23 protein-coding genes are annotated in these 26066 nt (G+C 44.9%); 12 read left to right on the top strand and 11 right to left on the bottom strand.

Going from position 1 to position 26066, the window contains the following annotated elements; all coding sequences use genetic code 11:
• Positions 1-5: 5 nt before the first annotated feature.
• Positions 6-548: a nucleotidyltransferase family protein gene (locus ATB76_RS13085; RefSeq protein WP_061035412.1), complete on the top strand. Its 543-nt coding sequence runs from the start codon at positions 6-8 to the stop codon at positions 546-548.
• Positions 549-555: 7 nt separating this feature from the next.
• Here ATB76_RS13085 and ATB76_RS13080 read toward each other — a convergent pair whose 3' ends face one another.
• Positions 556-1479 (bottom strand): LysR family transcriptional regulator, encoded by a 924-nt coding sequence (locus tag ATB76_RS13080; RefSeq protein WP_009706305.1) that lies wholly within the window; start codon positions 1477-1479, stop codon positions 556-558.
• A 121-nt stretch (positions 1480-1600) separates the two neighbouring features.
• On the opposite strand from ATB76_RS13080, the gene ATB76_RS13075 reads away from it, so the two are divergent.
• The 5 genes from ATB76_RS13075 (at position 1601) to ATB76_RS13055 (ending at position 5729) form a co-directional block, all read left to right on the top strand.
• Entirely contained in the window at positions 1601-2269 is a 669-nt protein-coding gene (locus tag ATB76_RS13075; protein ID WP_061035411.1) for an SDR family oxidoreductase, read from the top strand.
• Positions 2270-2369: 100 nt separating this feature from the next.
• Entirely contained in the window at positions 2370-3557 is a 1188-nt protein-coding gene (locus ATB76_RS13070) for an MFS transporter (RefSeq protein WP_061035410.1), read from the top strand.
• Positions 3558-3636: 79 nt separating this feature from the next.
• Positions 3637-4266, top strand: coding sequence for a GrxB family glutaredoxin (locus ATB76_RS13065; RefSeq protein WP_061035409.1), 630 nt, complete (start codon positions 3637-3639; stop codon positions 4264-4266).
• A 10-nt stretch (positions 4267-4276) separates the two neighbouring features.
• Positions 4277-5368, top strand: a complete 1092-nt coding sequence (locus ATB76_RS13060; RefSeq protein WP_061035408.1) for an alkene reductase — start codon at positions 4277-4279, stop codon at positions 5366-5368.
• Positions 5369-5531: 163 nt separating this feature from the next.
• Complete coding sequence (locus ATB76_RS13055) at positions 5532-5729, top strand: hypothetical protein (protein ID WP_038876674.1); 198 nt, start codon at positions 5532-5534, stop codon at positions 5727-5729.
• Between the two features lie 142 nt (positions 5730-5871).
• Here the strand turns inward: ATB76_RS13055 and ATB76_RS13050 are convergent, their stop codons facing one another.
• From ATB76_RS13050 to ATB76_RS13030, 5 genes are read right to left on the bottom strand one after another with little or no spacing between them, the layout of a single operon-like run.
• Positions 5872-6930 (bottom strand): toxic anion resistance protein, encoded by a 1059-nt coding sequence (locus ATB76_RS13050; RefSeq protein ID WP_038865067.1) that lies wholly within the window; start codon positions 6928-6930, stop codon positions 5872-5874.
• Between the two features lie 15 nt (positions 6931-6945).
• Entirely contained in the window at positions 6946-7650 is a 705-nt protein-coding gene (locus ATB76_RS13045) for a phospholipase D-like domain-containing protein (protein WP_061035407.1), read from the bottom strand.
• On the bottom strand, positions 7651-12513 hold the full coding sequence (locus ATB76_RS13040) for a DNA repair ATPase (RefSeq protein WP_061035406.1): 4863 nt from the start codon (positions 12511-12513) through the stop codon (positions 7651-7653).
• A 58-nt stretch (positions 12514-12571) separates the two neighbouring features.
• Positions 12572-14659, bottom strand: coding sequence for a peptidase (locus ATB76_RS13035; protein ID WP_038865062.1), 2088 nt, complete (start codon positions 14657-14659; stop codon positions 12572-12574).
• A gap of 21 nt (positions 14660-14680) precedes the next feature.
• The gene (locus ATB76_RS13030) at positions 14681-15238 is read right to left on the bottom strand and encodes a DUF1449 family protein (RefSeq protein ID WP_104029994.1); all 558 of its coding nucleotides are present in this window, start codon (positions 15236-15238) and stop codon (positions 14681-14683) included.
• A 468-nt stretch (positions 15239-15706) separates the two neighbouring features.
• Between ATB76_RS13030 and ATB76_RS13025 the strand changes: the two genes are divergently transcribed.
• Positions 15707-16228, top strand: coding sequence for a DUF2058 domain-containing protein (locus ATB76_RS13025; RefSeq protein ID WP_038865060.1), 522 nt, complete (start codon positions 15707-15709; stop codon positions 16226-16228).
• A gap of 70 nt (positions 16229-16298) precedes the next feature.
• On the opposite strand, the gene ATB76_RS13020 is transcribed toward ATB76_RS13025, so the two are convergent.
• Both ATB76_RS13020 and ATB76_RS13015 read right to left on the bottom strand, forming a co-directional pair.
• Positions 16299-16748, bottom strand: coding sequence for a YHS domain-containing (seleno)protein (locus ATB76_RS13020; RefSeq protein ID WP_020194663.1), 450 nt, complete (start codon positions 16746-16748; stop codon positions 16299-16301).
• An 84-nt stretch (positions 16749-16832) separates the two neighbouring features.
• Positions 16833-17225, bottom strand: coding sequence for a ribosome recycling factor family protein (locus ATB76_RS13015; protein WP_061035404.1), 393 nt, complete (start codon positions 17223-17225; stop codon positions 16833-16835).
• Between the two features lie 186 nt (positions 17226-17411).
• Here ATB76_RS13015 and ATB76_RS28645 point away from each other — a divergent pair, with 186 nt between their 5' ends.
• Complete coding sequence (locus ATB76_RS28645; RefSeq protein ID WP_240538038.1) at positions 17412-17603, top strand: DUF6795 domain-containing protein; 192 nt, start codon at positions 17412-17414, stop codon at positions 17601-17603.
• A 246-nt stretch (positions 17604-17849) separates the two neighbouring features.
• Here ATB76_RS28645 and ATB76_RS13005 read toward each other — a convergent pair whose 3' ends face one another.
• Positions 17850-18716, bottom strand: a complete 867-nt coding sequence (locus ATB76_RS13005) for a LysR family transcriptional regulator (RefSeq protein ID WP_009706318.1) — start codon at positions 18714-18716, stop codon at positions 17850-17852.
• A 107-nt stretch (positions 18717-18823) separates the two neighbouring features.
• Between ATB76_RS13005 and ATB76_RS13000 the strand changes: the two genes are divergently transcribed.
• Positions 18824-20080, top strand: a complete 1257-nt coding sequence (locus tag ATB76_RS13000) for an adenylosuccinate synthase (RefSeq protein ID WP_005439252.1) — start codon at positions 18824-18826, stop codon at positions 20078-20080.
• 162 nt (positions 20081-20242) lie between these two features.
• On the opposite strand, the gene ATB76_RS27230 is transcribed toward ATB76_RS13000, so the two are convergent.
• Entirely contained in the window at positions 20243-20458 is a 216-nt protein-coding gene (locus tag ATB76_RS27230; RefSeq protein ID WP_080774341.1) for a hypothetical protein, read from the bottom strand.
• Positions 20459-20922: 464 nt separating this feature from the next.
• Here ATB76_RS27230 and ATB76_RS12995 point away from each other — a divergent pair, with 464 nt between their 5' ends.
• Both ATB76_RS12995 and ansB read left to right on the top strand, forming a co-directional pair.
• Entirely contained in the window at positions 20923-22410 is a 1488-nt protein-coding gene (locus ATB76_RS12995) for an EAL domain-containing protein (RefSeq protein WP_038865056.1), read from the top strand.
• Between the two features lie 326 nt (positions 22411-22736).
• Positions 22737-23801 carry an L-asparaginase 2 gene (gene ansB, locus ATB76_RS12990; protein WP_038865054.1) on the top strand — a complete coding sequence of 355 codons (1065 nt, stop codon included), beginning with the start codon at positions 22737-22739 and terminating at the stop codon, positions 23799-23801.
• A gap of 116 nt (positions 23802-23917) precedes the next feature.
• On the opposite strand, the gene ATB76_RS12985 is transcribed toward ansB, so the two are convergent.
• On the bottom strand, positions 23918-24697 hold the full coding sequence (locus ATB76_RS12985; RefSeq protein ID WP_061035403.1) for a helix-turn-helix transcriptional regulator: 780 nt from the start codon (positions 24695-24697) through the stop codon (positions 23918-23920).
• A gap of 93 nt (positions 24698-24790) precedes the next feature.
• On the opposite strand from ATB76_RS12985, the gene ATB76_RS12980 reads away from it, so the two are divergent.
• Entirely contained in the window at positions 24791-26002 is a 1212-nt protein-coding gene (locus ATB76_RS12980; protein WP_045483720.1) for an MFS transporter, read from the top strand.
• Positions 26003-26066 lie beyond the last annotated feature (64 nt).

Genomic DNA, 26066 nt, shown 5'->3' with positions numbered 1-26066 from the left:
TACCGATGTTTGAAGGAAAACTTGCCCAGTTGTTGGCAGAGGATCCACTTCGCATTCAAGCATTGGAGTGTGTTCGATCACTGGCTTTGCCAGATTGCTACATTGCTGCGGGCTTTGTGCGAAACTTAGTTTGGGATCACCTTCACCAGAAGCAAAATCCAACACCATTAAACGATCTAGATGTTGTTTATTTCGATCCGAATGAGTTGGACGAACAAACCTACCTCAAATACGAAGCGCAGTTAAACGCCTTAATGCCAGAGCTCAACTGGCAAGTGCGCAATCAAGCAAACATGCACCTAAGGAATGGTGATACACCTTACCAAAGTACCTTAGATTCGATGAGTTACTGGCCAGAAAAAGAGACGGCGGTTGCGGCCAGATTGAACGAAAAGAACCAGATAGAGTGCATTTCTGCGTTCGGATTTGAGTCTTTGTTTGAAGGCCAGATTACTTACAACCCCAAGCGAACATGGGCGCTGTTTCAATCTCGGGTAGAATCCAAAAACTGGCTAATCACATGGCCTCAATTACGGGTTGCAGTCTAAGTCTTGCTTATTCCGGAAACTGGCTATGAAAACGCTCAATCAAGAAGTCCAAAAACAAACGAAGTCGCTTGGGTTGATATTGGCGACTCAGGTAAATCACATTCAAATCTGCGCCTGCAGAAGAGGTCGATGCGTTGAAGTTCTTCATATAGCCATTTAACACCGTCACTAAACGCTGCTGTTTGATGTCCTCTTGTACATCGAGAATCGATTTCAACGCAATCCCCGCCCCATCTAATGCCCATTGACGAATCACTTCGCCATCATCAGAAAAACGCTTCGGTACGACAGTAACTACATTGTGCTGCTCTTCATCTTGAAAGTGCCATGTTTTCAACTCTTCATTGCTGCGAACCATGGCTAAACAATCGTGCTGTGCTAAATCTTGTGGCGTGATCGGCGTGCCTTTCTTTGCCAAATACTGAGGAGAAGCACAAAGCACTCGGCGACTGGACGCCAGTTTGCGAGAGATAAGGTTGCTGTCGGCTAGCTCTCCATATCGGATAACAATATCCAAACCGGACTCCGCCAAGTTGGATAAGTTATCGTTCAAATACAGATAAGGGATCACATCAGGATAGAGCTGACTAAATTCCGACAGTATTGGCGAAATGTATTGCTTACCAATATCACGAGGAGCCGAGATTTTAAGTGTGCCGCGCACTTCTTTGGTGCCAGTTTGGAGTAAGTTCTCCGTCTCTTTGACACTGTCGATGATTTCCAAGCATGCCTGATGGTACATAGCACCAGAGTCCGTCAGTGAGATATGCCTCGTACTACGATTAAGTAATTTCACCCCATAACGGTCTTCCAGCGACTGCAATCTTGCCGTTACTGTTGCTGGCGATAAGCCGAGCTCTCTGCCAGCCGCCGCCAGCCCTTGGTTCTTCACTATGCTGACAAACAGCGTCATATCCGAAAACTTGTCCACATTCCCTCCTAAAACCTCATTATTCGACTGAGCTGAATAATAAATTCAAATATTACCCAATTATCAAATTTCTTCCAATCAATATACTGGCTCCAACGAAACAAGATTGGAGAAACAAATCATGAAAACAGAAAAAACCGTTTACGTCGTACTCGGTGGCACATCAGGTATTGGTGCTGAACTTAGCCAACAACTTGCAAGCGAGAATGCGGTTGTCCACGTAGCAAGCCGCAAAACAGGGTTAGACATCAGCGATGAACAGTCGGTTTACCACTACTTCGAAGCCATTGGTGCTTTTGACCACCTGATCGTCACAGCAGGCTCTTATGCTCCGGCAGGCAAAGTGGTGGATGTAGAAGTTTCCCAAGCAAAATACACGTTCGATACCAAATTTTGGGGCGCAATCAACGCGGCGAAACATGGCGCACGCTACATCAAGAAAGGCGGCTCAATTACGCTAACGTCTGGCATGTTATCGCGCAAAGTTGTTGCTAACACCTACGTCAAAACTGCCATCAACGCAGCCATTGAAGCGACCACGAAAGTACTGGCGAAAGAATTGGCTCCAATCAGAGTGAATGCGGTCAGCCCTGGTTTGACTAAAACTGAGGCGTATCAAGGCATGAGCAAAGACGACAGAAATGCCATGTACCAACGCACACAAAATAGCTTACCTGTAGGCAAAGTTGGCGAAGCCAGTGACGTTGCAAAAGCTTACTTACTTCTGATTGAAAACAGCTACATGACTGGCGCCGTGATTGATGTTGATGGTGGCGCACTGCTTGGCTAACAACACACGCTTAGCTAACCGCAAATAAAAACAAGGTGTCAGAGCAATACAAAAGAATGGCACCAATGGGTTCAAACGAAATAAAAAAAGAGACTCCCCCATGAATAAAGAAAAAATGCCACTGCAGGTATGGATCCTAACGCTTGCAGCTTTTGCTATCGGTACCGCGGAATTTGTTATTGCAGGAATTCTTCCTCAAGTCGCCAACTCTTTGTCCATCACGGAAGGGCAAGCGGGTTACCTAATCAGTGCCTACGCGCTTGCCATTGTGTTTGGCGGCCCGCTACTTACGATTTACTTAGCACGCTTTAACAAGAAAGCCGTACTGGCTGGGCTAATGGTGCTGTTTATTCTCGGCAACGTAATGTCCGCTTTCGCACCGAACTACTTTGTGTTGATGGTCAGCCGAGTGATCACGGGCTTGGTTCAAGGTCCTTTCTACGGTATCGGAGCCGTGGTGGCGACCAACTTGGTTTCAGAAAAAATGGCAGGCCGTGCGGTCGGACAGATGTTCGCGGGCCTAACACTGGCTAACGTTTTAGGTGTGCCTGGCGGTACTTGGATTGGCTTGCAATTCGGCTGGCACACCACTTTCTTAACCGTTGCCGCTTTTGGTTTAGTGGCTCTGTTCTTCATCACTTCAGTGATCAAATCGACTGGTCATGGCGAAGCAAAAGATGTCAAAGCGCAATTGGCTGCGTTCAAAAACCCAATGCTACTTATTAGCCTTGCGATCACCGTATTTGCTTGGTCGGGGTTTATGACTTTGTATGGCTACATCGCCCCTATCGCCATGCACATCACTGGCTTTGGTGAAAGTGCCGTGACTTGGATTTTGGTTATCGTTGGCGTCGGTCTGATTGTCGGCAACACCATGGGTGGTCGCTCATCAGATAAAAACCTACAAAAAGCGTCCATGTTCTGGGCTATCGCGATGATTGTGTCACTGGTACTGGTCGGCCTAGCTGTCGACAGCAAAGTTCTGTTTATTGCCACCGCCTTTGTATTTGGTATTGCGTCATTCGCTAACGTGCCAGCAATGCAGCTTCGAGTAATGAACCACGGTGGTGAAGGTCAAGAGTTAGCAGCGACGGCAAACATCTCTGCGTTCAACTTAGCCAATGCCTTTGGTGGTTTCTTAGGCGGCATGGTGCTCGATAGCCAAATGGGCGCAGGCATGATCCCTTACGCAGCCATCATTGTTCCATTGATTGGTTTGTTATTCATCGCCAAGGCGAACCGCAAAGAAAGCAAACAAACCGACTTAACACCAAGCTTCAACAACTAATTTCATCCCTACTGGTAGCCCTGACTTAACGCCTCCCGAACAAGCGGGGCTACCCAATACAAATCACCAGGAAAACACTATGAAACTCTACATTTACGAACATTGCCCATTCAGTGCTCGCGCCCGCTACGTTGCTGGCATGCTGAATATCCAACTCGACGTCATCAATATTGCTTATGACGATGGCAAAACCACAACAGACCTGATTGGAACCAAGCAAGTACCACTTCTTATCAAAGACAACGGTGAAGCGATGGCAGAAAGCCTAGATATCATCGCTTACCTCCTTGAACTGGCTACATCAAGTGAAACAAGCCAACCATCTCAGCAAGCGCTGGATTGGCAAAAAATTGCGTTTCTTCCATTGCAGAAAGTGGGTTACCCACGGTGGTCAAACATGGATTTACCAGAGTTTGCCACTCAGTCTGCACAGCTCGCTTGGCGCGCGAAAAAGGAAACTGAAGCACTCAATTTTGACGCACTTCTGCAAGACACACCAAACATTGCCAAAGAGGTAGAAGCGCTCATCGAACGTGCGAAAAGTGTGTTGAATCTCGATTCCTACCAGCATGTGACGTTGGTAGACGAAGCGATCTTATTTTCTATTTTGCGCGGGTTCTTCAGTGCCGCAGAAATCCAATGGGACAACACCGTGAAAGATTGGATGGAATCGGTAAGCAACAAAACCCAAGTACCACTACTCAAGTAAGGAACCGATCATGAGCAAGCTATTTGAACCAGCACAACTAAAACAACTGGATCTACAAAACCGCGTCGTCATGGCACCAATGACCCGAGCGCGCACCAGCCAACCGGGAAACATTCCAAACCAAATGATGGCGACTTACTACAAGCAGCGCGCTAGCGCAGGCTTAATCATCTCTGAAGCCACCCAGATTTCAGACGATTCGCAAGGTTACTCGTTCACACCAGGCGTCTACACTGATGAACAAGTGGCAGGCTGGAAAACCGTCACTCAAGCAGCAAAAGAGCAAGGCGCAACGATGTTTTGTCAGTTATGGCATGTTGGCCGTGTATCACACCCGACATTCCAAAGAGGCGAACAGCCTATTGCCCCATCAGCACTAAAACCTGTAGAAACCCAAGTGTGGATTGCCGACGAACAAGGCAATGGCAACATGGTCGATTGTGTAGAGCCCCGAGCCATGACTCAAGCCGATATTGACCGCGTTGTGAGTGATTTTGCCTATGCCGCGAAACGTGCGATGGAAGCAGGCTTCGATGGCGTCGAAATCCACGGCGGTAATGGTTACCTGATTGACCAGTTCCTACGTACCAATTCAAACCACAGAACCGACAACTACGGCGGAACTCGCGAAAACCGACTTCGCTTTTTGTTAGAAGTGGTCGATGCGGTGAGCGAAGCCATTGGTGCCAACAAAGTGGGTGTACGACTCGCACCTTTCATCACTTTCAAGGACATGAACTGCCCAGACATTGTGCCAACCATCCTCGATGCATCGAAACAACTTCAAGCTCGTGATATTGCGTACTTACACCTGTCTGAAGCGGATTGGGACGACGCACCAGTGATTCCAGAAAGCTTCCGCATCGAACTGCGCGAATACTTCACCAATACGATTATCGTCGCAGGCAGTTACACCCAAGGGCGTGCTGACGAGGTACTTGAGAAAGGCTATGCGGATTTAGTCGCGTTTGGACGCCCATTTGTGTCTAACCCAGATTTGGTGGCGCGCTTACAGCACCAACAACCTCTGGCAGAACTGGATGGCTCAACACTCTTTGGTGGCAATGAACACGGCTATACCGATTATCCAGCGCTTGGTTGAGAGGTTTTACCCGCTTCTAATAGCGATTCATAGCGTGCCGTATTTCTCAGATTAATCAGTTGCTATCCCATAAAGGGAAAAGCGCAACGCAGCTCAACGTTTTCTTAAGTTTGAATGTAATAAACTGGCTGCATATTCAGAATGCAAATTTAGGAGAACGCTCGTGTCTGATGAAACTACAAAACAAGAAGTCACCGTTGTTGATATTAAGATGCCATTTATGTCGATGGTGATCTTTATGGTCAAGTTCGCTATCGCTTCAATCCCGGCGATGATCATTCTAGGGATCATCTTCAGCATTTTAGGGATGATATTTGGTGGAATGTTCGGTGGCATGTTCCACGGTTCTGGTCACATGTAAGCGCAATCACCGCTGATGTGGTTCTGTAAACTCGGCATGAAACCACGCTGTCTCTTTTACCAAAAAAATCACTCCCTATTTTCTATTACTAGTTACAAGTAGATAAAAAATAAGTAAGGGAGTGATTTCTCGATGATTCACCTTACAAGGTTTGCTGAAGCGCTTGTTTAAGTTCCGCCTCTGCTCGCTCAATCACTTGCTGAGCCTGCTCGCGTTGCGCTCTGCCTTCCTTCACTCGAGATAGTGTATTGTTCAACGTTTCTATCGTCAGTTGATTCACGGTCTCTAGAGAATCGAGATCGAGAATGCCACGCTGGTAGTTTTCTGCAATTTGTTCTTCTAACGCCTTCAGTTTCTCCGCGTTTTGCACATATTGCTTATTGGTGTAATCCTTCACCGCGCGCGTTACCTTTAACGCTTTCTCTTTTTCGTAATTGGAAATCGCAATCAAGAATTGGCGCTTCCACAATGGGAAGGTGTTGTGAACGATATCTTGAATGTCTTCCATCAGCATTTTATTGCCTTCTTGAGACAATCGAATCTGGGGCGCAGTTTGGATGGCAGCAAGGCGAGTAAGCTCAAGGTTATGCACGCGCTTTTCTAAACGCGCAACAGCTTGGGTCGCATCCCGATATTTCTGAGCATCCAACGCGTCGCCACTTTGCTCAGATTGTGCCAGTAAGCTTGGTAACACATTCTGAGTAAGTTGATTTAACTTATACCTACCAGCGGCGATGTACTGCTCTAATCCGCCAAGCAGATCTAAGTTATGATCATAGAGCGTATCGAGCTGGGTAATATCATGAGCCAACTTCATCTCTTGTGCTTCTAAACGCCCTGAAAGCTGTTCCAATTGGCTTTTCACTGAATCAAAACTTGCCGAGAATTTTTTGAATGAATCAAAAAGCTCACCGACTAGAGGAAGTCTCGATAATAAGCTGGTTTTGCCTAGATTTGAGAATTCAGCGCTGTCCATGGACGATACCATTGCATGCAAAATATCGCCCGCTTCACCGCTGTCGCGAACACGGACTTGCTCTAACACTTCGTCAGAGAAAGCGGTGATTTTTTCTAGTGCTTCTTTACCAAAAGTGATCGTCGCTACACTGTCAAACGCATCAAATTGCTCTGCTAGCGCGACGATTTGAGGAGTAGCGTCCACCTCAAGTACCTGATGTTCAGAATTCATCAATTCGGTCATGGGATCTCCCTATGTTTATGACGGCTTATGACAAGGGAACTTTTGCCATAACGTTTCAAATTGTCTTGAGAACGCAGAAACAAACCTGCGATCGTCGGTAAGCGTAATATCTTCCTGATTGTATTTAGAAGCACTGCGTGTCCAGTTAAAGCTGCCATTGATCAACCGCTGTTGGTCGAATATCGCGAACTTATGGTGCATATGATATCGAGTGGTATCAATTTTAACCGCCACACCTTGTGCTGCAAGATATTCAACATCACTGCCTTTATCGTACATTTTGTCGTTGTCGGTCACGATTCGGACCGCCACGCCTCTTTTATGCGCCGCAAGGATCTGATCGGTTAAGTCATTATCTGCAATCGTGAAAACGCAGATATCCACTGAATGACGGGCCAGTTTCAGCTGTTCAATAATGCCGGATGCGCACGCTCTACCCGGTGAAAACCAACTCGACGCGGTATCTGCCGAATTCGCACTCATTACATTGTCTAAGACTTTGACTACTCGCTCTAACCAGCGAACCAAAGCGGCTGCATCACCTTGGTTTTGTATTTCTTGTTGTACAAGCTTAAAGCTAAAATTCCGCAGGTACGAACGGTCTTCATGACTTAATACCGAATCCTGCAGCTCCGATTGGAGCTCTCTTCGCTCACTATCATCTAGGCGGTAATCTTGTATCGAGGCCTCCAACCATGCAGACCATTTCTGTCGATTCATTTAGTTGCCCTCCTGTTCATGGTTACCAAAGCGAGCAACGTGCTGATTCAGCATGGCAAGTTGCTGCACCACCTGTCCGGCTCTGTCTTCGGAATCACCCATCATTTGCTGACGCTGATACCCTTCTTTGATTTCAGACCAACGAGCTCGCTGTTCATCCGTCATGTCACCACGTAGCTCTGCAAGCTTAAGTAGGTTCTCTTCAGTGCCCGCAGCCAGCGTTTGCGCTTCACCCTGATAGTGATCTTGAAGCAGCGTGTTCATCTCTTGGTCGGTCATCACTGACGAGATTTTCTCCGCCAGTTTATTCATGTTTCGATACGAGCCTTGCAGCTTGAATGGCGGTTCGACACGATACTGATCCGCTGTTGCGGCTGACTTGATGTACTGCTGATTCACCTTCAGCACAATTTGCTGAGCCATGATCAATTTTTGTAGGGTTGTCACGATCTCGCCAGATTCGATTGCTGAGTACGAATGGCTCATCTCACTCAGGGCGATATTTTCTCCCTCTGCCATTCTGACAAAGCGGTACAAATCATTCAGATCTCGCGTTGCTAAAGGCGCAAGAACATTGTTGGAGGTGAGGGAGTTTTCGATAAAGCTTAAGTCGAAGATCGATTTTTGGTCGGACAGCATGTCACCGAGGTTGTAGATGTCCGCACGGTTAGCCAACATATCTGGGATTCGGAACGCTTCACCACTCTCGGTGTACGGGTTACCCGCCATGACGACAGCAAACTTTTTACCACGCATGTCGTAAGTTTTCGTTTTCCCTTTCCATGTACCTTCTATGCGGCGAGTACCGTCACAGAGTGAGATGAATTTCTGTAAAAATTCAGGATGAGTATGTTGAATATCATCCAAGTACAGCAACACATTGTTGCCCATCTCGAACGCGAGGTTAATTTTTTCAATTTCACGCGCCGCATTTTGATCAGGGGCGTCGGCTGGATCGAGGGATGTCGCTTGATGACCGATGGATGGGCCATTGATCTTCATAAACACCAAACCTAATTTGTGTGCAACATACTCAATTAACGTCGTTTTACCGTAACCAGGCGGAGAGATAAGAAGTAGCATCCCCATCAAGTCAGTACGCTTTTTATCGCCTAACGTGCCCATTTGCTTAGCAAAGTTGTCGCCAATAAGAGGTAAGTAACTCTCACTGATCAGCTTATTGCGCACAAATGACGTTAATGGGCGAGGTTTAAACTCACTAAGACGGAAATCTTCTTTGGCAGAACTCAACAACTGGGTACGCTGGGATAGATAGGCTTCGAAGTTCGGAACTACCGAGCTTCGATGATGTTCGTTTCTTTGAATAAAATCATCCAACACGAGCTCTACACTGCCCTTGTTTATTCGAGTGTGTTCTCCCAATAACCCCTCGACATGACACACCAATGAAAAGTCGACACTACCTAGCCTTTGCTCAGACATGGTATTCACGACAGCAACCGTCGCCGCTTCGCATGCGAATGCCTGACCGTATTGCTTTTTCGCAGTGTACGCGCTTAACCACTGATGATGATCGTTAAATGATTCGGTAAAGCTGAGCAGTTGAGGTTGCCAGCCCAAACTGCGTCTAAATTGCAAATAATCTTCACAGAGAGAAAGAGAATCCTGGCTCACTTCAATTTGCCAATCTTGCTCACTCAATAGCTGCGCAAGGTAGTCAGCGGCTTCATGTTGATCATCATTTAGGGAATCAACCAGTTGTTTTTGCAGCTCTTGATACGCTTGCGATGCATTTAAATGCTCTCGTAATAACTTCGCGTTTTGCGCCTGTTGTTGATAGTGATCTATTTGATCAGCATCTTGCTCTAATAACCATAAGATGGCTTTCGAGCGCGCGGTTTGGCTGTAACGCAGTAACCCCGCTTGCTGATAAACAGGCAGCACTTTACGTAAAATGTTGACCGCATCATGATCGTGGATACCTTTGACATACCCTTCTCGATAACGTGGCGCCGCAAAGCGTTGAACGAGTTCATTCAACTTATCTTCTTTCAAAGCTTCATAAAGCGTTTCTAGGCTCTGCCCATCTTGATTGATAGAAGCTTGATGCAAGATCAAATACGCCAGATATTCCGCTCGATAGACATCTTCACTTTCTGAGGCTACGTCTAAACGAGAAACGGTTTGCAAGTCGAGGAATGCTTTATCTTCAACTGCTTGGTAAAAATCCGTACCGGAAATGTGTAACGCCAATTCACCACTTTGATCGACCAAACTAAGGTCAAGTGGTTGCTGGTTCACACTGAACCTATGCTTGCCCAAACGCAGAACGGTTCCACCTTTCTCGAAGATGTCTTGGTTATCACGTAGCGCACGCAAAGATTGGTCTTGAAGCGATTTCAATTTTGCGTCAACACTGTCAGCTTTCACACTGTCGCCAAGCTCACGAATAGTCTGAGACAACTGTTGTAGCTTAAGTACCATTGCATCAGTAGCAAAGTAGCTATTTAGCCCTGCGACATCATCAAATCGTTCAACGCGCTTTTCTACGCTGCTCATAGTGACATTCGCCGCTTGGAGCAAGTTATGAACTCGACGTTGTTGACCCGCTATGAGCTGTTGCTTGTGGTTATCCAGTGTCGATTGGATCTCATCACGCTTTGAATATATTTCGGTCAAAAACTGGTCGAAATCTGCAAAACGCGACTCTAACTTATCCAATTGCCCAACGAGCTTAGCAAGCTGGGTATCACAATCATCTGGCGTTAACGCTTGCTCCATTGCACTGCTCACCGACTGGCTGAGTAGCTTAAATTGAGCACTAAATTCCGCTTGAGCTTCTTCGCTTTGTAAGCCTTGAGATTTTGCTCTTAGCTTGGCTGAAACAGTGTTAAGCAGCGACGTTACTTCTGTCGTAAGGTCTAAGATCCGAGTTGCTTGTGTCGGGTCTTCGGTTTCGATGTCTGTAACTTCTTCCGTCACTATTTGAAGCTCATGACGAAGTGTTTCAACTTCTTCGCTTAGTTTCTGAATCTCCGCCGTTTTGCTCACTTCTTCGAGTTGTAACTCGATTTTCTGAATTTGCTTCTTGAACGGGACATACGCTTTTTCGTCCTGAAGAAGAGTGAGCAAGTGTAGGTTAAGTGACTCACGCTGTGCCTGTAATTCTTCAAGCAAACGGTCGACTTGAACCTCATCAATATAATGCTGCTGACGGAGCGACATAGTCACGCCAACTTGCCCTTTTACCTCACTAAGTAAACTCAGTAGCGTGTTCGCTTGCTCTTTGGGTGCCAGTTTTATTTTCCCGATAAGCTCGGAAACCGCAGATTTTTGCTTATCAAGACTGCTTGCTGCATGTTTTTGTAGCTGTTGAACTTTGGCAAACTCATCGATGATCTTATCGGTAGTCCCCATGAGTTCATTGATCGCACTGCCTATTCCACAAGCGTAATCATGATTGAGCCAGGTGTAGTGATCGAGCGTTGAACGACACTGCTTTATCAGTACCTCATAGGCTGCTTGAGTCACCTCTTCACTCTGTGCTAATTGGCAAATCGAAAGTACAGAAGACAGTGCTCGCACTAGCTCCGTATTACCAAGATTGAACAGTGGACTGCTGCCTTGAGTTTGCGCATTTACCTTCGCATAGTGCTCTGATGTAGAAAATGGCGTATCCCAAATTCTCATTGGGTGGATGGTAGACGCTTCTTCATTTTCTGACAGTTGAAAGACTAACCAGCGGCCATCTGGGTATAAGCTGTAACCGTGGCTTTCCATTGGCGCTTCAAATTTCTTTTCAATCAAGTTGTAGGTGTAGGCGATGTAATAACCTTCAACGGCGTTGAAAAAGATATAAAGAATGTCTTCACCATTCGGTGACGTGATCTGTTGGAAAAACTTGAGCTGGTCAGCTTCAAAGGCGAACTGTTTGTCTTCGCCATTTGATAAAACATAACCATTAGCGTAAAGCACACCATGATCTTCAGGTAACGTTTTTGCACTTGCCCTTAATGCATCAGCCCTTACGACGGACTGATTCACTGAATTGTAGAGGAAGTATCGAGCATGTTTTTCTCGGTTTGGCTTTACTCGAAGCGCGATTAAGTCTCCGACAAACGCGTAGTCGATCTGTGCATCAGCAACGCTTTGGTGAGGATCTTCAACGTCCTCTCTGTAAATACCTTTGCCATCTTTGGTGTTGTCTTCCACCTTGATGGTTAAGTCCCCACCCACACATTCAACAAACAGCTTATCTTGAATAGATACATGCGGGTGATCGCCAAGCACATGATCATCTCGCGTTGTTGGGATCCAATCAAAATCATGTTGAGGAACACTGGTTAGCGCGTTTTGCCCCAAAGAATCAATGTACTCGATAGAGTGGGCGTTGATCTGAAAACGAAATACTTTCCTGTCTTCCGGGCGCATTCCGATTTGGAAGGCGAGGTAAAGCGTGCTTTCTTGACGAGAGATTTGAGAAAGCCTCGCGTCTCGGTAGTAAGTAAACAGTTCCGTCAATTCATGGGTAAAACGAGAATCCGATAAAAAACTGGATTCAAGTGGAAGGCGTTCTACACGGAACGTACCTTCATTTTCGTGAAGCTGATAAAGCCCGAAGACATCATCTAACGAAGGGGTCGCTTTCATCCCGACTTGGACATGATAACCGAACAGTAAATGCTGGTTTACCTGAGCCATGTCGATCGGAATACACTTGGCATCGGTTTGAACATTGACCTTGCCGATCAACTTGAAATCTTGACCGCCAAACGTTTCTTGACGTTGCTGATTGAAGGATTGGGAGAGAGACTTTAGCTGGCTGCCTTGCTGCAACAAACGCGTCTTTAAAACATCGTATGCACCAACATCACTCACCGCTTTTTGAGTCATATCTGACATGCTAATACCTATAAATCCCGCTTACGATGAAGCGGGATTTTTTAGAGAGAATGAAAGGTTAAGATTTATCGCTGGTTGTTGTGTCTAATGAGCTTTGAATTTTCTTCATCAGCTCCGCGGCGCCACCTTGTGAATTCAGCAAACCCGCTAAAGCAACGTTACTCAAATCACTACTTTTCAGTTCCGTACTCTCTAACACGTCTTTGATGTCTTGCGGCAAGCTACGGTTGCCATTTACGTAATCTGAGACCAGTGGGTTAAGAACCTCTGATTCGTTAAACTTCGCATCAACGACAGCAGCATCCATGATAGTGCGGCGGATTTGCTCCATCCCTTCACCACCAAACAAACGGATATCTGCCTTCGATAGCGCCTCGCCCAAGGCTTGAGCATTCGCTCCGACCACAGTCTTCTGAGCATCAATACGCGCCAATTCAAGGTCTTTCTCTTGCTGTAACTGCATCACCCACTTGTCGTGTTCACGTGTGTGATCATCATATTGCTGAGCCGCCTCGAAGCGAGCTGTCTGAGCTTCAGCTTCTGCCAGGCCTTTAGCACGTAGGGCTTGAGCTTCGGCTTCACCGGCACTTTGCAAGGTGTAAGCTTCTGCTTCACCCGTCTCTTTTATCGCAAGCGCACGCTCACGCTCTACTTCCACTTCAGCAAGACCTGTTGCACTAATCAACTCTTTCTCTGCTTGTGCCATGCGCTCTTTCGCTGCGGCTTCACGATCTTTCGCCACAAATTCTGCTTCCGCACGTTTGGTTGTGACCACCTGTTCCGCTTCAGCTTGGCGAGTCTTCACTGCCAACTCATTTTCCGCGTCACGAGTCTTCACTTTCATCTCAGCTTCGTTTTCGATCAAGATACGTTCAGAACGTTCACGAGCTGCGTCTTTCTCTGCACGAGCTGCAACCAATAGTTCGATCTGAGCAGATTCCGCAACCGCTTCTGCTTCCGTCAGCTTGATGCGTTTTTCACGGTTTACACGCTCATTCACGCGCAAGTTTTCCGTTTCTTCCTCTTCGCGCGCAATCTTACGTTCGATTTCAACGCGCTGAGAACGAGTCTCTGCGACAGACTTCATCGCTTCTTCGACCGTCGTCTCTTTCTGCATTTCTTTTTCAGCGACTTCCGCTGAAGTGCGAACTCGTTCAGTCTCGACGGAACGATTGAGCTCTTCTTGTTGAATTGCCACTTGGCGCTGGTTTGCAATACGTGTCATTTCGACTTCCATCTCGACACTTTCGCGTTTCTTAGCAACTTCTTCCTCGGTTTCAAGTTCAGCTAGCTTAGTAATTCGCTCATATTCTTCACGTTTTTCAGCGGCCAACGCCTCTTCTTGCGCTTTGATAATATCGATTTCACGCTGAGTACGAGCTATGCTCTCTTTCTCTTGTTTATCAAGCTGGAGACGATTCGCTTCGGCCTCAACGTTTTTCTTCTTGATGGTCGTTTGCTCATCCTGACGAATCGCGTTAGTTTCCGTGTTCTTTTGCGCGGTAATAGCAGAGATTTTACGAATGCCTTCTACGTCGAGAATATTGCCTGGGCTGTGCGCATCTAAAGCCGTTTGGTCGACTTTATCGATCACAACATCATAGATTTTAAAACCATCCATTTCGCTACCGATTACATCAACAACGGCATCACGAAACGCACGACGATTAGTTAACAGCTCTTCGAATTCAAACTGTTTTACCGCCGTTTTAAGAGCTTCAGAAAACTTAGGTTGGAAGTGCTCTTTTAAGCGGTCCAGGTTAGAGGCATCATGAGCAGTAAAGAGTTTAGCAACACGAACAATGTCTTCTTCTTCATGATTCACACCGATATAGAAATCGACTTTAAGGTCCGCACGAATATTATCTCGGCAATGCAGGCCCTCATATTCTTCGCCTTCTTGGTCTTTACGACCACTTCTAACGACAGAGATTTTTTTACGAGTAATATCCATAAACTCAAATTTATTGATCACTGGCCATACAAAAGTACCAGTTAAAGAAGCGCGAGTAGCATGCAGTCCGTTTACAATAAGCGCGTCGCCTTCACCTCGAACTTTTTTATATCGGGTGGTAAGAAACACAAGAATAATCAAAAAAATCCCGATACCAATCCCAAGGAATATCAGACTTGGAGAAATCTGCATAGCTGCTCCTTAATTTTCTAGCTACTGATTAATAATGTAATATTTTTTTTGTTTATTTAGAGAAACGATTACGACATCGTTACCATATTCAATGGGTGCATCCGACTCTAATATTCGGGCATCCAGTAAGAATTCACTGCCATTATGATGGACAATAATTTCACCGCGTTGAGCATTCACTTCACCACTGTGCACTTTTGCTTTCATCCCTACAAAATCGACCTTTGCAAACGCCTTACTCTTATCAAAGAGTGGCGCTAATGGGCTTAATAGCTTGGCACTAATATACAAAGACAAATAGAAGTTAACAGGGATAGAAACGACTTTCACAATCATCGCTGTAGTAGTACTAATGTATTGATCTATAAAAGAAGAAAAATAGAAAGACAGAATAGTGGCAAAGAAGAAACTCACGCACAGGCCCACCGCTAGTGGGACTTTAGATAATATAGGGGGCAATAAGAGCCCACCACTAAATAGACTTCCCGATTCAAATAAATCGATATCTGCGACCGCCACATCAACAACATTAAAGATGAGATCAATGCACATAATCAAAAGAAGAAAAACAAACGGCACAAAGAACACATTGGTCGGAAAGGACAGCAATATATCGATCATTACAAATAATAGATTTCAACGGTGAGGGTTATCGAGTTATGGTAAAGGATCATAAATTGAGTTTTTTTCCTCTGACTTTTTTTTGTGACTGACATCGACAAAATTAAAACCAATAAAATAAAAATCAACTACATCAATGATTACTAATATTATCAGCCTCGCAATAAATTGAAGAATAAATAACAATAAGCACACTAAAGTAAAGGCCGTTGGAATTATCTAATAATTACTCAATTATATTACAGAATGATAGTCTCTTTATTTCTACTATTTTTATCGAATCAAGTTCTATATTTTAACCATTACTCATTTCCATTGTTCTCCTTACCTTAGCGAACTCAATATCAATGAGAAGGACTTCCCCCTCTTCCTTTGCGTCTTCTGACTGGTTAAAATGCACAAAATTGCGCACTAACCGGATAGAACATGGCAAAACTTACCCTTCAAGAGCAGATGCTAAAAGCAGGCTTGGTTAACGAGAAAAAACTGAAGAAAGCTAAGAAAGGCTCTAAAAAATCACGCGTTCAAGCCCGCGAAGTTAAAGCGGCGGTTGAAGAGAACAAACGTCAGCAGTTAGAACGTGACAAGCAACTTAGCGAGCAGCAAAACAACGAGCGTTTGAGCAAAGAAGTTAAAGCGCAAATCATTCAGCTAATCGAAATGAACAAGCTTGATTTGAAAGATGGTGACATCAAATACAATTTCACTCACGGCACGCTAGTGAAATCTCTCTATGTCGATTCACTTGTCCGTGATCAGTTGATCAAAGGCATCTTGGCAATCGCCATCGTTGGTGAAAGCTATGTGGTCATTCCTCGTCCTGTTGCGAACAAGATTGCTCAACGTGACGAGTCTGTGATCATCGAACAGAAAGAACCAGAAGCGGATATCCCTGCAGAAGATGACCCGTACGCAGATTTCGTAGTACCAGACGATCTGATGTGGTAATGCTCCATTTCATGGAACCAAAATTGAAAAAGGTCGCTGTAATAGCGACCTTTTATCTTGTTAGACTTCGTTATTCTGCAAGTAACTTCGGCCAGTTTTTATCCCCGCTCGCAATGTTGCCCGGAATGTCCTGTTGCCAAGAGGCTTGAACGGATTTGCTGTAGTTTAGGTAGAGCTTTCCATCGTGAATATTCCACGCATTAGGATCTATCTTGGCGGTATAGCCTTTGCTCACTGCCCAAGCACAATAGCCGCCATATTGCGGTGCAAATTTCTCAGGGTTTTTCACGAATGCATCCCGATTTTCAGCCGATGAAAAGTACCATTTGGCATCATTCCAACGATAAGTGAAATCGCTGTCACCTTTGACTGGTTTTGATTGAGTGAAGTAGGCGACAGGGTCATAACCACGAATCGCTTTACCGAGAAAGTCGCTATAAACAGGATCAAGAGCGAAAGCAGGAAGCGTCAAACTCCCCCAAATGAAGAATACACTCAACAGTTTCAATATCAGCTTCATAACCTTCCCTCTCTACGTTATCCGATGTTTGATAATCAATCGCTTACCTATATAGACAGGGAATAGGAGAAGAAACTTTCAGGTTTATAGCATCTCAGCATCGAAACGCGCCGTTCGAGCTTGGGCGATGGTACAGTTGGTTTCCGACATTAGCTCCGCCAAAGTAATGTTTGGATTCTCCAAGACGAATCGAATCAGCTTGGCTTCCAAAGGTTCAAGCTTATCGCTGTGCTTGGCAAGACCAACTTCCATTTTGTTGATCACAAATCGCATTGGCTCAGATTCTTCTGCCTTGATATGATCGAGGAACGCTTTCAAATCCAAAGCCTCACCTGCAATTTCCCAATTACGCGAGCGTCGAATACGCTTCAGTTCGCACTTGTTCTCTGCGGCGATAGCTTTGGCTCGCTTAGCATGATCACCACCAATTCGGTGAATCAAAGATGGTAGAGGGATGGAGATAATCTTGTCAGTCATCACAATAGTGGCATGGTTAATTTCGTTGCCTATGATAAACAGCTCGCCTCATTTTTTCATCGAGAAAACTTAATCGTTTTCAAAGCGTGGTGATATTAGTCGAAAATACAAGGTTTATTCTTGCTCGCTCAATAAACTTTAAAGATTCTGACACCTTTTATATTTCAGCAAGAGGTGACATGAAAAATGAAAGGTGTTTTAAGTCCTTATATATCTGGCTATCTGCGTTTAAATGGCAAGCCCGTTGAGGGCATCAATATCGAAAGGACGATTGTTTTCAAAGGTGTTGTATCTGACTCGACACAATCTAATGCGGAAGGGTACTTTGTTTTTGAAGCCGTGCTATTAGATTCAAAACATCAACATCAGTCATTGTAAGATATTCGAGTAAAGCTGGATCTCAGCACCCAATTTCAAGGTAATGAGATAACGATATGGCAATCAAAAGTCCATTCATTTCACCCGTCTCCCCTTCTGTTCATTTCTCTTGAAAACTTGACCTGCAACTTGGACGCCCCACTCAAAGTCTTCACTTATCCGACAACAAAAACGGAACCCATCACTAATGAAATCTATAGTGTTTGTGAACTTAACGTGCTTAACCTCGAAGAACTGTATTAAGCTTTACCCCACCACAGAGACATTCTCAGCTACCCATTTAAGAAGCTGTTTTGCGGCTTTAGACAGCACTTGGTTTTGGCGAACAATATAGCCAAAATCGGTGTTGGGGAAGCTGGGTAATGGCGTCACTTTTCTTGATAGTTTCAATCTTGGATCGAGGGAGAAATCAGGCACAATTGCCGTTCCGAAACCGGCTTCTGCCCAATCAATTTGAGCCTCTACACTGCCCACTTCCATGACTCTATGTTTTGGCAGGTTTAGCTCTGGCAGAGACGCGTCAATCAACTCACGCGTTCGGGTATCGTGACCGAGCAAGATAAGTGTTTGGTTCTCTTCGCTGTTATCTCGCCAATCGAAAATGTTATCGCCGAAAGCACACCAATGAATCTGGGTCAGCGACGTAAAGTGCAGTGGTTGACTCTCTTTCTGCGCAATAACAAAACCGATGTCAGCACGAGCACTTTTTACCAAATCCACCGCTTGCGATGAAGTGGTGTTGAACAGTGCTAAGTCGATACCAGGATACTCGTTTTTGAACTGCTGGAATGGCTTGATAAGTAACAAACGCGAGACAATGTCACTCGCCGCAATCGAGAGCGTTCCTTGCGTTAAGTCATTAATGGCATTGAGATCGGATTGGCAGATTTGTAGCTCATTCAACATGTGTTCGGCAGTGTCTAATAACCGCTTACCCGCCTGAGTCAGTTGTACAGGGTTGCGCTCTATCAACTTGGTACGAGTTGCTTGTTCTAGTTGCTTGATGTGAAGACTGACATTTGGCTGCGTCATGTGCAGTTCAATCGCTGTTTTTCCGAAATGTTTTACTTCTGCCAAGGTGACAAACGTACGTAACCAGTTCAAATCCAACATAGAAAATTACCCGATATGACTTTCTTATCAAGTTAATGAGTATAATTAATTTCTCTTATTTATGCGAGCATCCTAAGATTTTCCGGTCTGTTTTTGGAGAATGAATTATGTCGTCTATCGTTGTTGTGGGTGCAAACTGGGGTGATGAAGGCAAAGGCCGCATCGTTGACTTTTTGGCAGAGCAAGCTTCTGCAAGCATTCGTTTCCAAGGTGGTAACAACGCGGGTCACACCGTAGTTAACGACCTAGGCACGTTCAAACTGCACCAGCTACCAAGTGGCGTTTTCAACCCTGACTGTTTGGCAGTTTTAGGTCCGGGTATGGTTATCAGCCCTGCGTCGCTGTCTGAGGAGATTGCGGAAGTCGCGGAAGCGGGCGTTAAAGTGAACATGTGCATCTCTGATCGCGCAACACTGTGCCTACCTCTGCACGCACTAGAAGATACGCTAGAAGAACAACGCTTAGGCGACAAAGCATACGGTTCAACTCGTCAAGGTATTGCACCTGCATACGGCGACCGTGTGATGAAAAAAGGCATCCTAGTTGGTTGGTTGAAACAACCAGAAGTTCTAGTAGAACGCATCAAGTTCTGGATGGACTGGAAACTTCCACAACTACGTGCACTTTACCCAACGTTCGAATTCGAGCAAACCGCAGAAGAGATGGCGAACTGGTTGCTAGAAGTATCAGCTCCTTGGCGTGATGCTATCTGCAACGTAACGCTTCCACTAAAAGAGCTGCAAGCAAAAGACCAAACTCTACTGTTCGAAGCACAGTTAGGTGCGGGCCGTGACCTTGTTTACGGTGAGTACCCATGGACAACATCTTCAAACGTTGTGTCTATGTACGCTGGTATCGGTAGTGGTCTTCCTGCTCTGCGTCCAGAGCGTGTTATTGCAGTAGCAAAAGCGTTCAGCTCATCAGTAGGTACTGGTACGCTAATCACTGCAATGGAAGAGCAAGATGCATTCCGTGAACTAGCGGGTGAATTCGGCGCGACAACAGGTCGTCCACGTGACATGGGTTACTTTGATGCAGTCGCGACTAAGAACGGCGTTGAGCTTCAAGCAGCGACTGAAATCGCTCTGACCAAAGTAGACTGTCTAACGGGTCTTAAAGATCTAAAAATCTGTGTTGGTTACGAAGGCGAGCACAGCGAAAACCCAATTTGGCCTCAAACGGCTGCTCTAGCACCAATCTACGAGAAGATGGAAAGCTGGAGCGAAGACATTACTGGTTGTCGTAAATTCGAAGAGCTACCAGTTGCGGCACAAAAATACGTTCTACGTATTGAAGAACTAATGGGCGTGCCAGTGAAAATGGTTTCTGTTGGTCCTGGTCGCGAGCAAATGATTATGCGTTAAGACGTGGATTAACACGTCTATATCCAAGTCACATTAAGTACTTGGTTATATTAGCAAGCGGCTTTTTATCTTTTCCGGGGTAAAGCCGCTTTTTTTTAACTTATTTATCGTTAGATACATCGAACCAGTGTTGCAGAAAAGAATGCTTGTAGGTTTCTCGTATCAAATACCTAAATCACTCATCGGCCTGACAATCGAACCGTGTTGTTGAGCCAAAAAAGAAAATTCAACTTCCTGCCCACAGCCGCAGTGGAAGTCATATCCCTCCCCAACTAAGAACGGTGTAGTTCGGTCAATAAACCAATCTTTCGATTGTTGAGTATGCAGCTCACCACAGCACGGACAAGTCACTTTAACAGAGTAAATTTTCGCGATCATTTCTCTAACCTCTTGATAGTGGAATATCACACAACGAAAACGTTTGCCGAGACTAAATTAATCGAAGTTATTTGTGTTTTCGTTAGGACATTGTCAGAGCACTCGTGAAAAAATGTGCGTTTCCATCGCATTTTGTGTAAGTCATTTTTTGATGATTATCTACTGAATGAAATGGTAAAAACCGCTCTAAAGCGTTCATGCATGCACATGCATTAAGCTTTAAAAAAAGGTGAATGAAATCGACATTTTTTATTTTAAAATAGTAACTTAGCTATATTTTATAAGATAGCGATCACAGTTTACGCTGACCAAATCCTAAAACTGAGACGGTTAAGATAGTTTTATGTCATTACCTGCTTGCACGATTTAATTCTGTGACCAATCAATTCTTTAAAACAATGTCTAAGAAGTGGAATAATAATTTTCAGTTGGTCGGTGTTGGCCTACTATCATTTACGATTTCAATGTTGGCTTTTATCCCCCTCGCAAATCAACATCATAAAAAGCTCACAGAACAAGCAGTTTCGGCGATCGAAACTGAGTTGCGCGATAATGTGCAGCAATTGCTCCCTTTGTTAGATGACAAATACTTCCTTAAATCATGCGATGAACTAATTCATGACTTACGAACAAGCATCTTTAGCTTAGGAATGGCGAAAGATATCTCTACGTTCGATCAGAATGGCAATGCTCTATGTACCAGTAGTGAACGACATCCTTCTTTTCGTATCTATTCCAGCATATTGAATCGTTTGGGAGATAGCGACATACATGCTACGTTATCATTTACTCAAAGGGCACTTACCAACAATCAAGCCTTGATCCTTTTCTTCACTGAACAAAAAGATCGAGGTATCAGCGTCGTCTTTCCAAAACAAGTCTTGCAAATATTGGTTGCCGATATCTTCCGCTTTGGTGACATGCATTATCGTATCGACATCATTGATAGAACGGCGATAAACACCATCACTCAAAATGAACTTAGGCAAGAGCAAGCCACATCCAAACTATTACCATTTACCGTCTACTCAACAATAGGCTTTCCATTTTATTGGCAATACTTGGCAAGCAAACTCTGGATCGGACTATTAGGCATGGCTTGTGCTCTGGTCATACACCTATTTTTCTCATCAAAGAAGTTTGCCAAAAACAGTTTAGAATTCTCACTAACACAAGCTATAAAAGGCCGTAATTTGAGCGTGCACTACCAACCAATTGTCGATCAGCGAGATAGAACTGTAATTGGTGGAGAATCATTAGTCCGTTGGAACGATCCAGTACAAGGGTTTATCTCTCCGGGTATTTTTATTCCTTTGGCAGAAAAAGTCGGTTTGATAGACCAAATCACTTACTTGGTTTTAGACAATGCAATCACCATGATCAGCGAAAACAAAATCATGTTCAGTGAGCGCTATATCAGTGTAAACGTGAGTCGCTCTTTGATACTTCGAGGAGATTTTATTAATGAAGTCGAGTCTCGATTGAAGTATCACTATCTAGCTAGTGAACGTTTGGTGTTTGAAATTACCGAAGAGGCTATATTCAATGATGACGAATTCTTGACCTTGCGTGCACACTTGGACCGCCTATCAAGGCTCGGTATCCGAATTGCTGTTGATGATTTTGGTACCGGTTACTCAGGCTTAGATTTCATCACTCAGTACCCATTTGATATCATAAAAATCGATCGTGTCTTTGTGAACAACTTGAGTAACGGACATACCATCCAGCCTTTGCTCGAAGCCATTCATACTCTTTCGCAAACCTTAAATATGTCGGTCATAGTCGAAGGTGTGGAAGATCCTTCTCAACTGAGAGTGTTACATGAGCTTGGGTTCTATAACATTCAGGGGTTCTACTTTTCAAAGCCTATACCAAAACAAGACTTCCTTGAGTACGTACAATCAAGCCAGTCATCCCAATTGCAAAAACTTCAACCTGTATTTAACTGAAGCACAGACCATTAGAACTACACGGAACTTTGGTTAGGCGGAACTGCTCTACCACTTCCTGTTCCCGACCAGTGGTACAACGGCGCTTCTTTATTTACTAATGAATCAATTACGATTAATCAATTGTTGACCAGATTACTGGAAAGGCTCACTTGTTAATCAAGCACGTCGATTACGTTAACCATCTGATTTGATATTCTTTAAGTGCTTGGTTGATCACTATTTTTATCTGTAAATTGGTGAGGTTGCGCTCAAAAAATCTACCGTACTGTTTTTAGGATAGATAACGCTTCCCCCAACATCTAACCCAAAAACAGGTGATCCCTATGAAGAAAAATCTTTTCCGCCTCAGTGCGATAACACTTGGTTTGTGCTTCAGCTCTTTATCATTTGCTCAGTCGGATCTTCCGAATATAAAGATTCTTGCGACTGGTGGTACGATTGCTGGCGCTGGACAATCAGCCACTGAATCCAGCTACACAGCTGGTAAGGTCGGAGTAGATTCTCTGATCAACGCGGTGCCTAGCATGACAAAGATTGCAGATATCTCTGGTGAGCAGGTTGTCAGTATCGGTTCTCAAGATATGAATGACGAGGTATGGTTGAAATTAGCGAAGCGCGTCAATGAATTGCTCGCGCAAGATGATGTCGACGGTATCGTCATTACTCATGGTACGGATACATTAGAAGAGACAGCCTACTTTCTTGACCTCACCGTAAAAAGCGACAAACCCGTCGTCATCGTTGGCGCGATGCGACCTTCTACCGCGATGAGCGCAGATGGCCCAGTGAACCTCTACAATGCCGTTGTGACCGCAACAGATGAAGACTCACAAGGCCGCGGCGTTTTAGTCGCAATGAACGACACCATATTTGATGCCCGTGATGTCACTAAGACCAACACCACTTCGGTCAGCACGTTCCAATCACCGAACTTTGGTCCACTTGGCTACATTCATAACAGCGACGCGAAATATCAAAGAAGTCCAGAGCGCAAACACACTACTGAAACCACTTTTGACGTATCTAAACTTGATAAACTGCCTCAAGTGGGCATTGTTTATAACTACGCCAACGCGTCTAATTTGCCAGTCAAAGCGTTAGTTGATGCGAAGTTTGATGGTATTGTCAGTGCTGGTGTGGGCAATGGGAACTTATACCATAGCGTGTTTGATGAGTTAGAAAAGGCGAGTAAAGATGGCATCATGGTTGTTCGCAGCTCTCGCACGCCTACTGGGTCTACTACCTTGGACGCAGAAATAGACGACGATAAATACGGTTTCGTGGCATCTGGCACGTTGAACCCACAGAAAGCTCGTATTTTATTGATGTTGTCTCTGACACAAACTAAAGATTATCAAGCCGTGCAAAAGATGTTTGAGTTTTACTGATCACCTAAGTAAAAGGTCAATAGAAGCATGACATAATCTGCAACCAATGAGGGGGCGAATACTATGCCTCCTCAAGGCTTACTCACTATCTCGTTGATATGAATTGCTCTCTGACATCAACGGAAATCTTTCATATATTGAGCAGGAGGTTTACCTAATAATTTTTTGAAAAAAGTGATGAACGCACTAACCGACTCATAGCCTAAATCTTCGGAAATTCGCTGAACACTTTCTCCTTTCGACAGTTTTTGTATCGCGACAATCGCATGTAATTGCGCTCGCCATTGGCCAAACGTCATACTCAATTCTTGTTGAACCAACCTTGCTAAAGTGCGCTCGCTCATCGCCAATGATTTCGCCCATTGACCAATGTGTATTTGATTGTTCGGATCATCAATCATCCAATACGCTAATTTATTGAGTCTCGGCTCTATCGGAATTGGAAAATCAAACCGCTCTGTCGGCATGCTAATAAGTTCATCGATTAAAACTTGAGCTAAACGCCCAACTCGTCCTGCTTCATCATAATCTTTCTCTTCGCTGGCAAGCTTTATGACTAACTCTCGCAATAAAGGAGAAACCGATAAGGTGCACGTTTTATTGGGTAAACCTTGAATAACCGGATCGACAAACAGCATGCAAATATCAGTATTTGCCGCAATATCATTATTGTGGGGAATGTGGCTCGGAATCCACACCGCGCAATGATTTGGCACCATCCAAATCGCATCTTCTATCTGACTCTTTACAAATCCGGTCAAAGGCATGATCAATTGCCCCTTGCGATGCTGATGGTAAGGCACTTCATCTTGCTCGATTTCATGCATCCGTAGCGCAACCACTTTTTGGTGATAGTCATCGGAGTCAAAGTAAGAGCTAGGAAGGGGGTTCGCCATATTTGTCTGTTTTTAGCAATAATATGTCAATATCAATAAATTCAGATTCTAATCGAAGACGTACTATGACGCCACTATCTAGGAGGCGACATTATGTCACATAAAAATAAAGTAAAGCTCAATCATCCTCTGCTCCTGATTCTTGGCATTATGCTTATCGCGAGCACGCTAAGAGCACCAATCACCGGGGTTGGTCCCATTCTTGATTTCATCTCTAAAGACTTAGGACTTTCCCCCACTTTCGCAGGCTTTATTACAACCTTGCCTTTGATCGCCTTTGCAGTATTTTCTCCGGTGTCGTCAGGCGTTGCGCGTAAAGTAGGGCTAGAACCAGCATTGATGTTTGCGCTCGTGGTTATCTCTTTCGGGATTATCCTACGCTCACTTGGGGCAGTTACTATGCTTTACCTTGGCACTCTGTTGATTGGCATTGGCATTGCTTTTGGGAATGTACTTTTACCCAGCCTACTGAAAAGAGATTTTCCTCATAAGGTCACGACACTCACCTCTATGTATGTCTTGATGATGGGCGTCGCATCAACATTCAGTGCAAGCGCAGCGTATCCGATTATGGATTGGGCAACCAAATGGCATATTGACCAAATCCCACACTGGGGATTGTCATTGGCTAGCGTCTTGATTTTCCCAGTTCTTGCGATTGTGCTGTGGCTACCGCAAGTACACCAACATACTCGACCAACGGCAGATACCACCACATTGGAAGGCCATCATTACCTTTGGCGCACACTCGCAGCATGGCAGGTCACGGCTTACCTCGCGCTTAATTCTTTTATGATGTACATCTTCGTAAGCTGGTTACCAAGCATATTGCTTGAAAAAGGTTATTCAGAAAATGAAGCCGGCGTCTTACATGGGGTGCTTCAACTTGCCACTGCTGTTCCTGCTTTGGTTCTTATCCCTCTTATGGCCAGAATGAAAGACAAACGCGGTTTAAGCAGCATGATTTCAGCTTGTGCTGCATTGGGGCTTATCGGGTTAATGCTATTGCCTCAGCTTGCTGTGGTGTGGGTCATTGCGATCGGGTTTAGTCTTGGTGGCGGGTTTATTCTTAGCCTGTCTTTTGTTGGCTTACGCACGCACGACGCACACCAAGCGGCTGCGCTGTCCGGTATGGCGCAATGCGTCGGGTATTTATTTGCCGCCACCGGCCCGATGATTTTCGGCTTTTTGCATGAATCCTTTCATTCTTGGCAAGAGCCTTTGATTTTCCTATTTGCGATTTCCTTGGTATGGACTGGCATCGCTTTCATTGCAGGCAAACCACAAATGATCAAAACCCGTTAAGGCTCCCAGCTTACTTAGTATCAACGCTATGAATTGAGGCAAGATCTCCATAAAAAGACACACC

This window comes from Vibrio sp. MOR3, from assembly GCF_001557775.1.
Taxonomy (GTDB): Bacteria; Pseudomonadota; Gammaproteobacteria; order Enterobacterales; family Vibrionaceae; genus Vibrio; species Vibrio jasicida.
This window is presented reverse-complemented; position numbering and strand designations above follow the sequence as displayed.

Coding starts and splice junctions, on each gene's coding strand:
- ATB76_RS13085 (WP_061035412.1), top strand. CDS start 6: ATGTTTGAAGGAAAACTTGCCCAGTTGTTGGCAGAGGATCCACTTCGC.
- ATB76_RS13075 (WP_061035411.1), top strand. CDS start 1,601: ATGAAAACAGAAAAAACCGTTTACGTCGTACTCGGTGGCACATCAGGT.
- ATB76_RS13070 (WP_061035410.1), top strand. CDS start 2,370: ATGAATAAAGAAAAAATGCCACTGCAGGTATGGATCCTAACGCTTGCA.
- ATB76_RS13065 (WP_061035409.1), top strand. CDS start 3,637: ATGAAACTCTACATTTACGAACATTGCCCATTCAGTGCTCGCGCCCGC.
- ATB76_RS13060 (WP_061035408.1), top strand. CDS start 4,277: ATGAGCAAGCTATTTGAACCAGCACAACTAAAACAACTGGATCTACAA.
- ATB76_RS13050 (WP_038865067.1), bottom strand. CDS start 6,930: ATGACCGAATTGATGAATTCTGAACATCAGGTACTTGAGGTGGACGCT.
- ATB76_RS13045 (WP_061035407.1), bottom strand. CDS start 7,650: ATGAATCGACAGAAATGGTCTGCATGGTTGGAGGCCTCGATACAAGAT.
- ATB76_RS13040 (WP_061035406.1), bottom strand. CDS start 12,513: ATGTCAGATATGACTCAAAAAGCGGTGAGTGATGTTGGTGCATACGAT.
- ATB76_RS13035 (WP_038865062.1), bottom strand. CDS start 14,659: ATGCAGATTTCTCCAAGTCTGATATTCCTTGGGATTGGTATCGGGATT.
- ATB76_RS13025 (WP_038865060.1), top strand. CDS start 15,707: ATGGCAAAACTTACCCTTCAAGAGCAGATGCTAAAAGCAGGCTTGGTT.
- ATB76_RS13020 (WP_020194663.1), bottom strand. CDS start 16,748: ATGAAGCTGATATTGAAACTGTTGAGTGTATTCTTCATTTGGGGGAGT.
- ATB76_RS13015 (WP_061035404.1), bottom strand. CDS start 17,225: ATGACTGACAAGATTATCTCCATCCCTCTACCATCTTTGATTCACCGA.
- ATB76_RS28645 (WP_240538038.1), top strand. CDS start 17,412: ATGAAAGGTGTTTTAAGTCCTTATATATCTGGCTATCTGCGTTTAAAT.
- ATB76_RS13005 (WP_009706318.1), bottom strand. CDS start 18,716: ATGTTGGATTTGAACTGGTTACGTACGTTTGTCACCTTGGCAGAAGTA.
- ATB76_RS13000 (WP_005439252.1), top strand. CDS start 18,824: ATGTCGTCTATCGTTGTTGTGGGTGCAAACTGGGGTGATGAAGGCAAA.
- ATB76_RS27230 (WP_080774341.1), bottom strand. CDS start 20,458: ATGATCGCGAAAATTTACTCTGTTAAAGTGACTTGTCCGTGCTGTGGT.
- ATB76_RS12995 (WP_038865056.1), top strand. CDS start 20,923: ATGTTGGCTTTTATCCCCCTCGCAAATCAACATCATAAAAAGCTCACA.
- ansB (WP_038865054.1), top strand. CDS start 22,737: ATGAAGAAAAATCTTTTCCGCCTCAGTGCGATAACACTTGGTTTGTGC.
- ATB76_RS12985 (WP_061035403.1), bottom strand. CDS start 24,697: ATGGCGAACCCCCTTCCTAGCTCTTACTTTGACTCCGATGACTATCAC.
- ATB76_RS12980 (WP_045483720.1), top strand. CDS start 24,791: ATGTCACATAAAAATAAAGTAAAGCTCAATCATCCTCTGCTCCTGATT.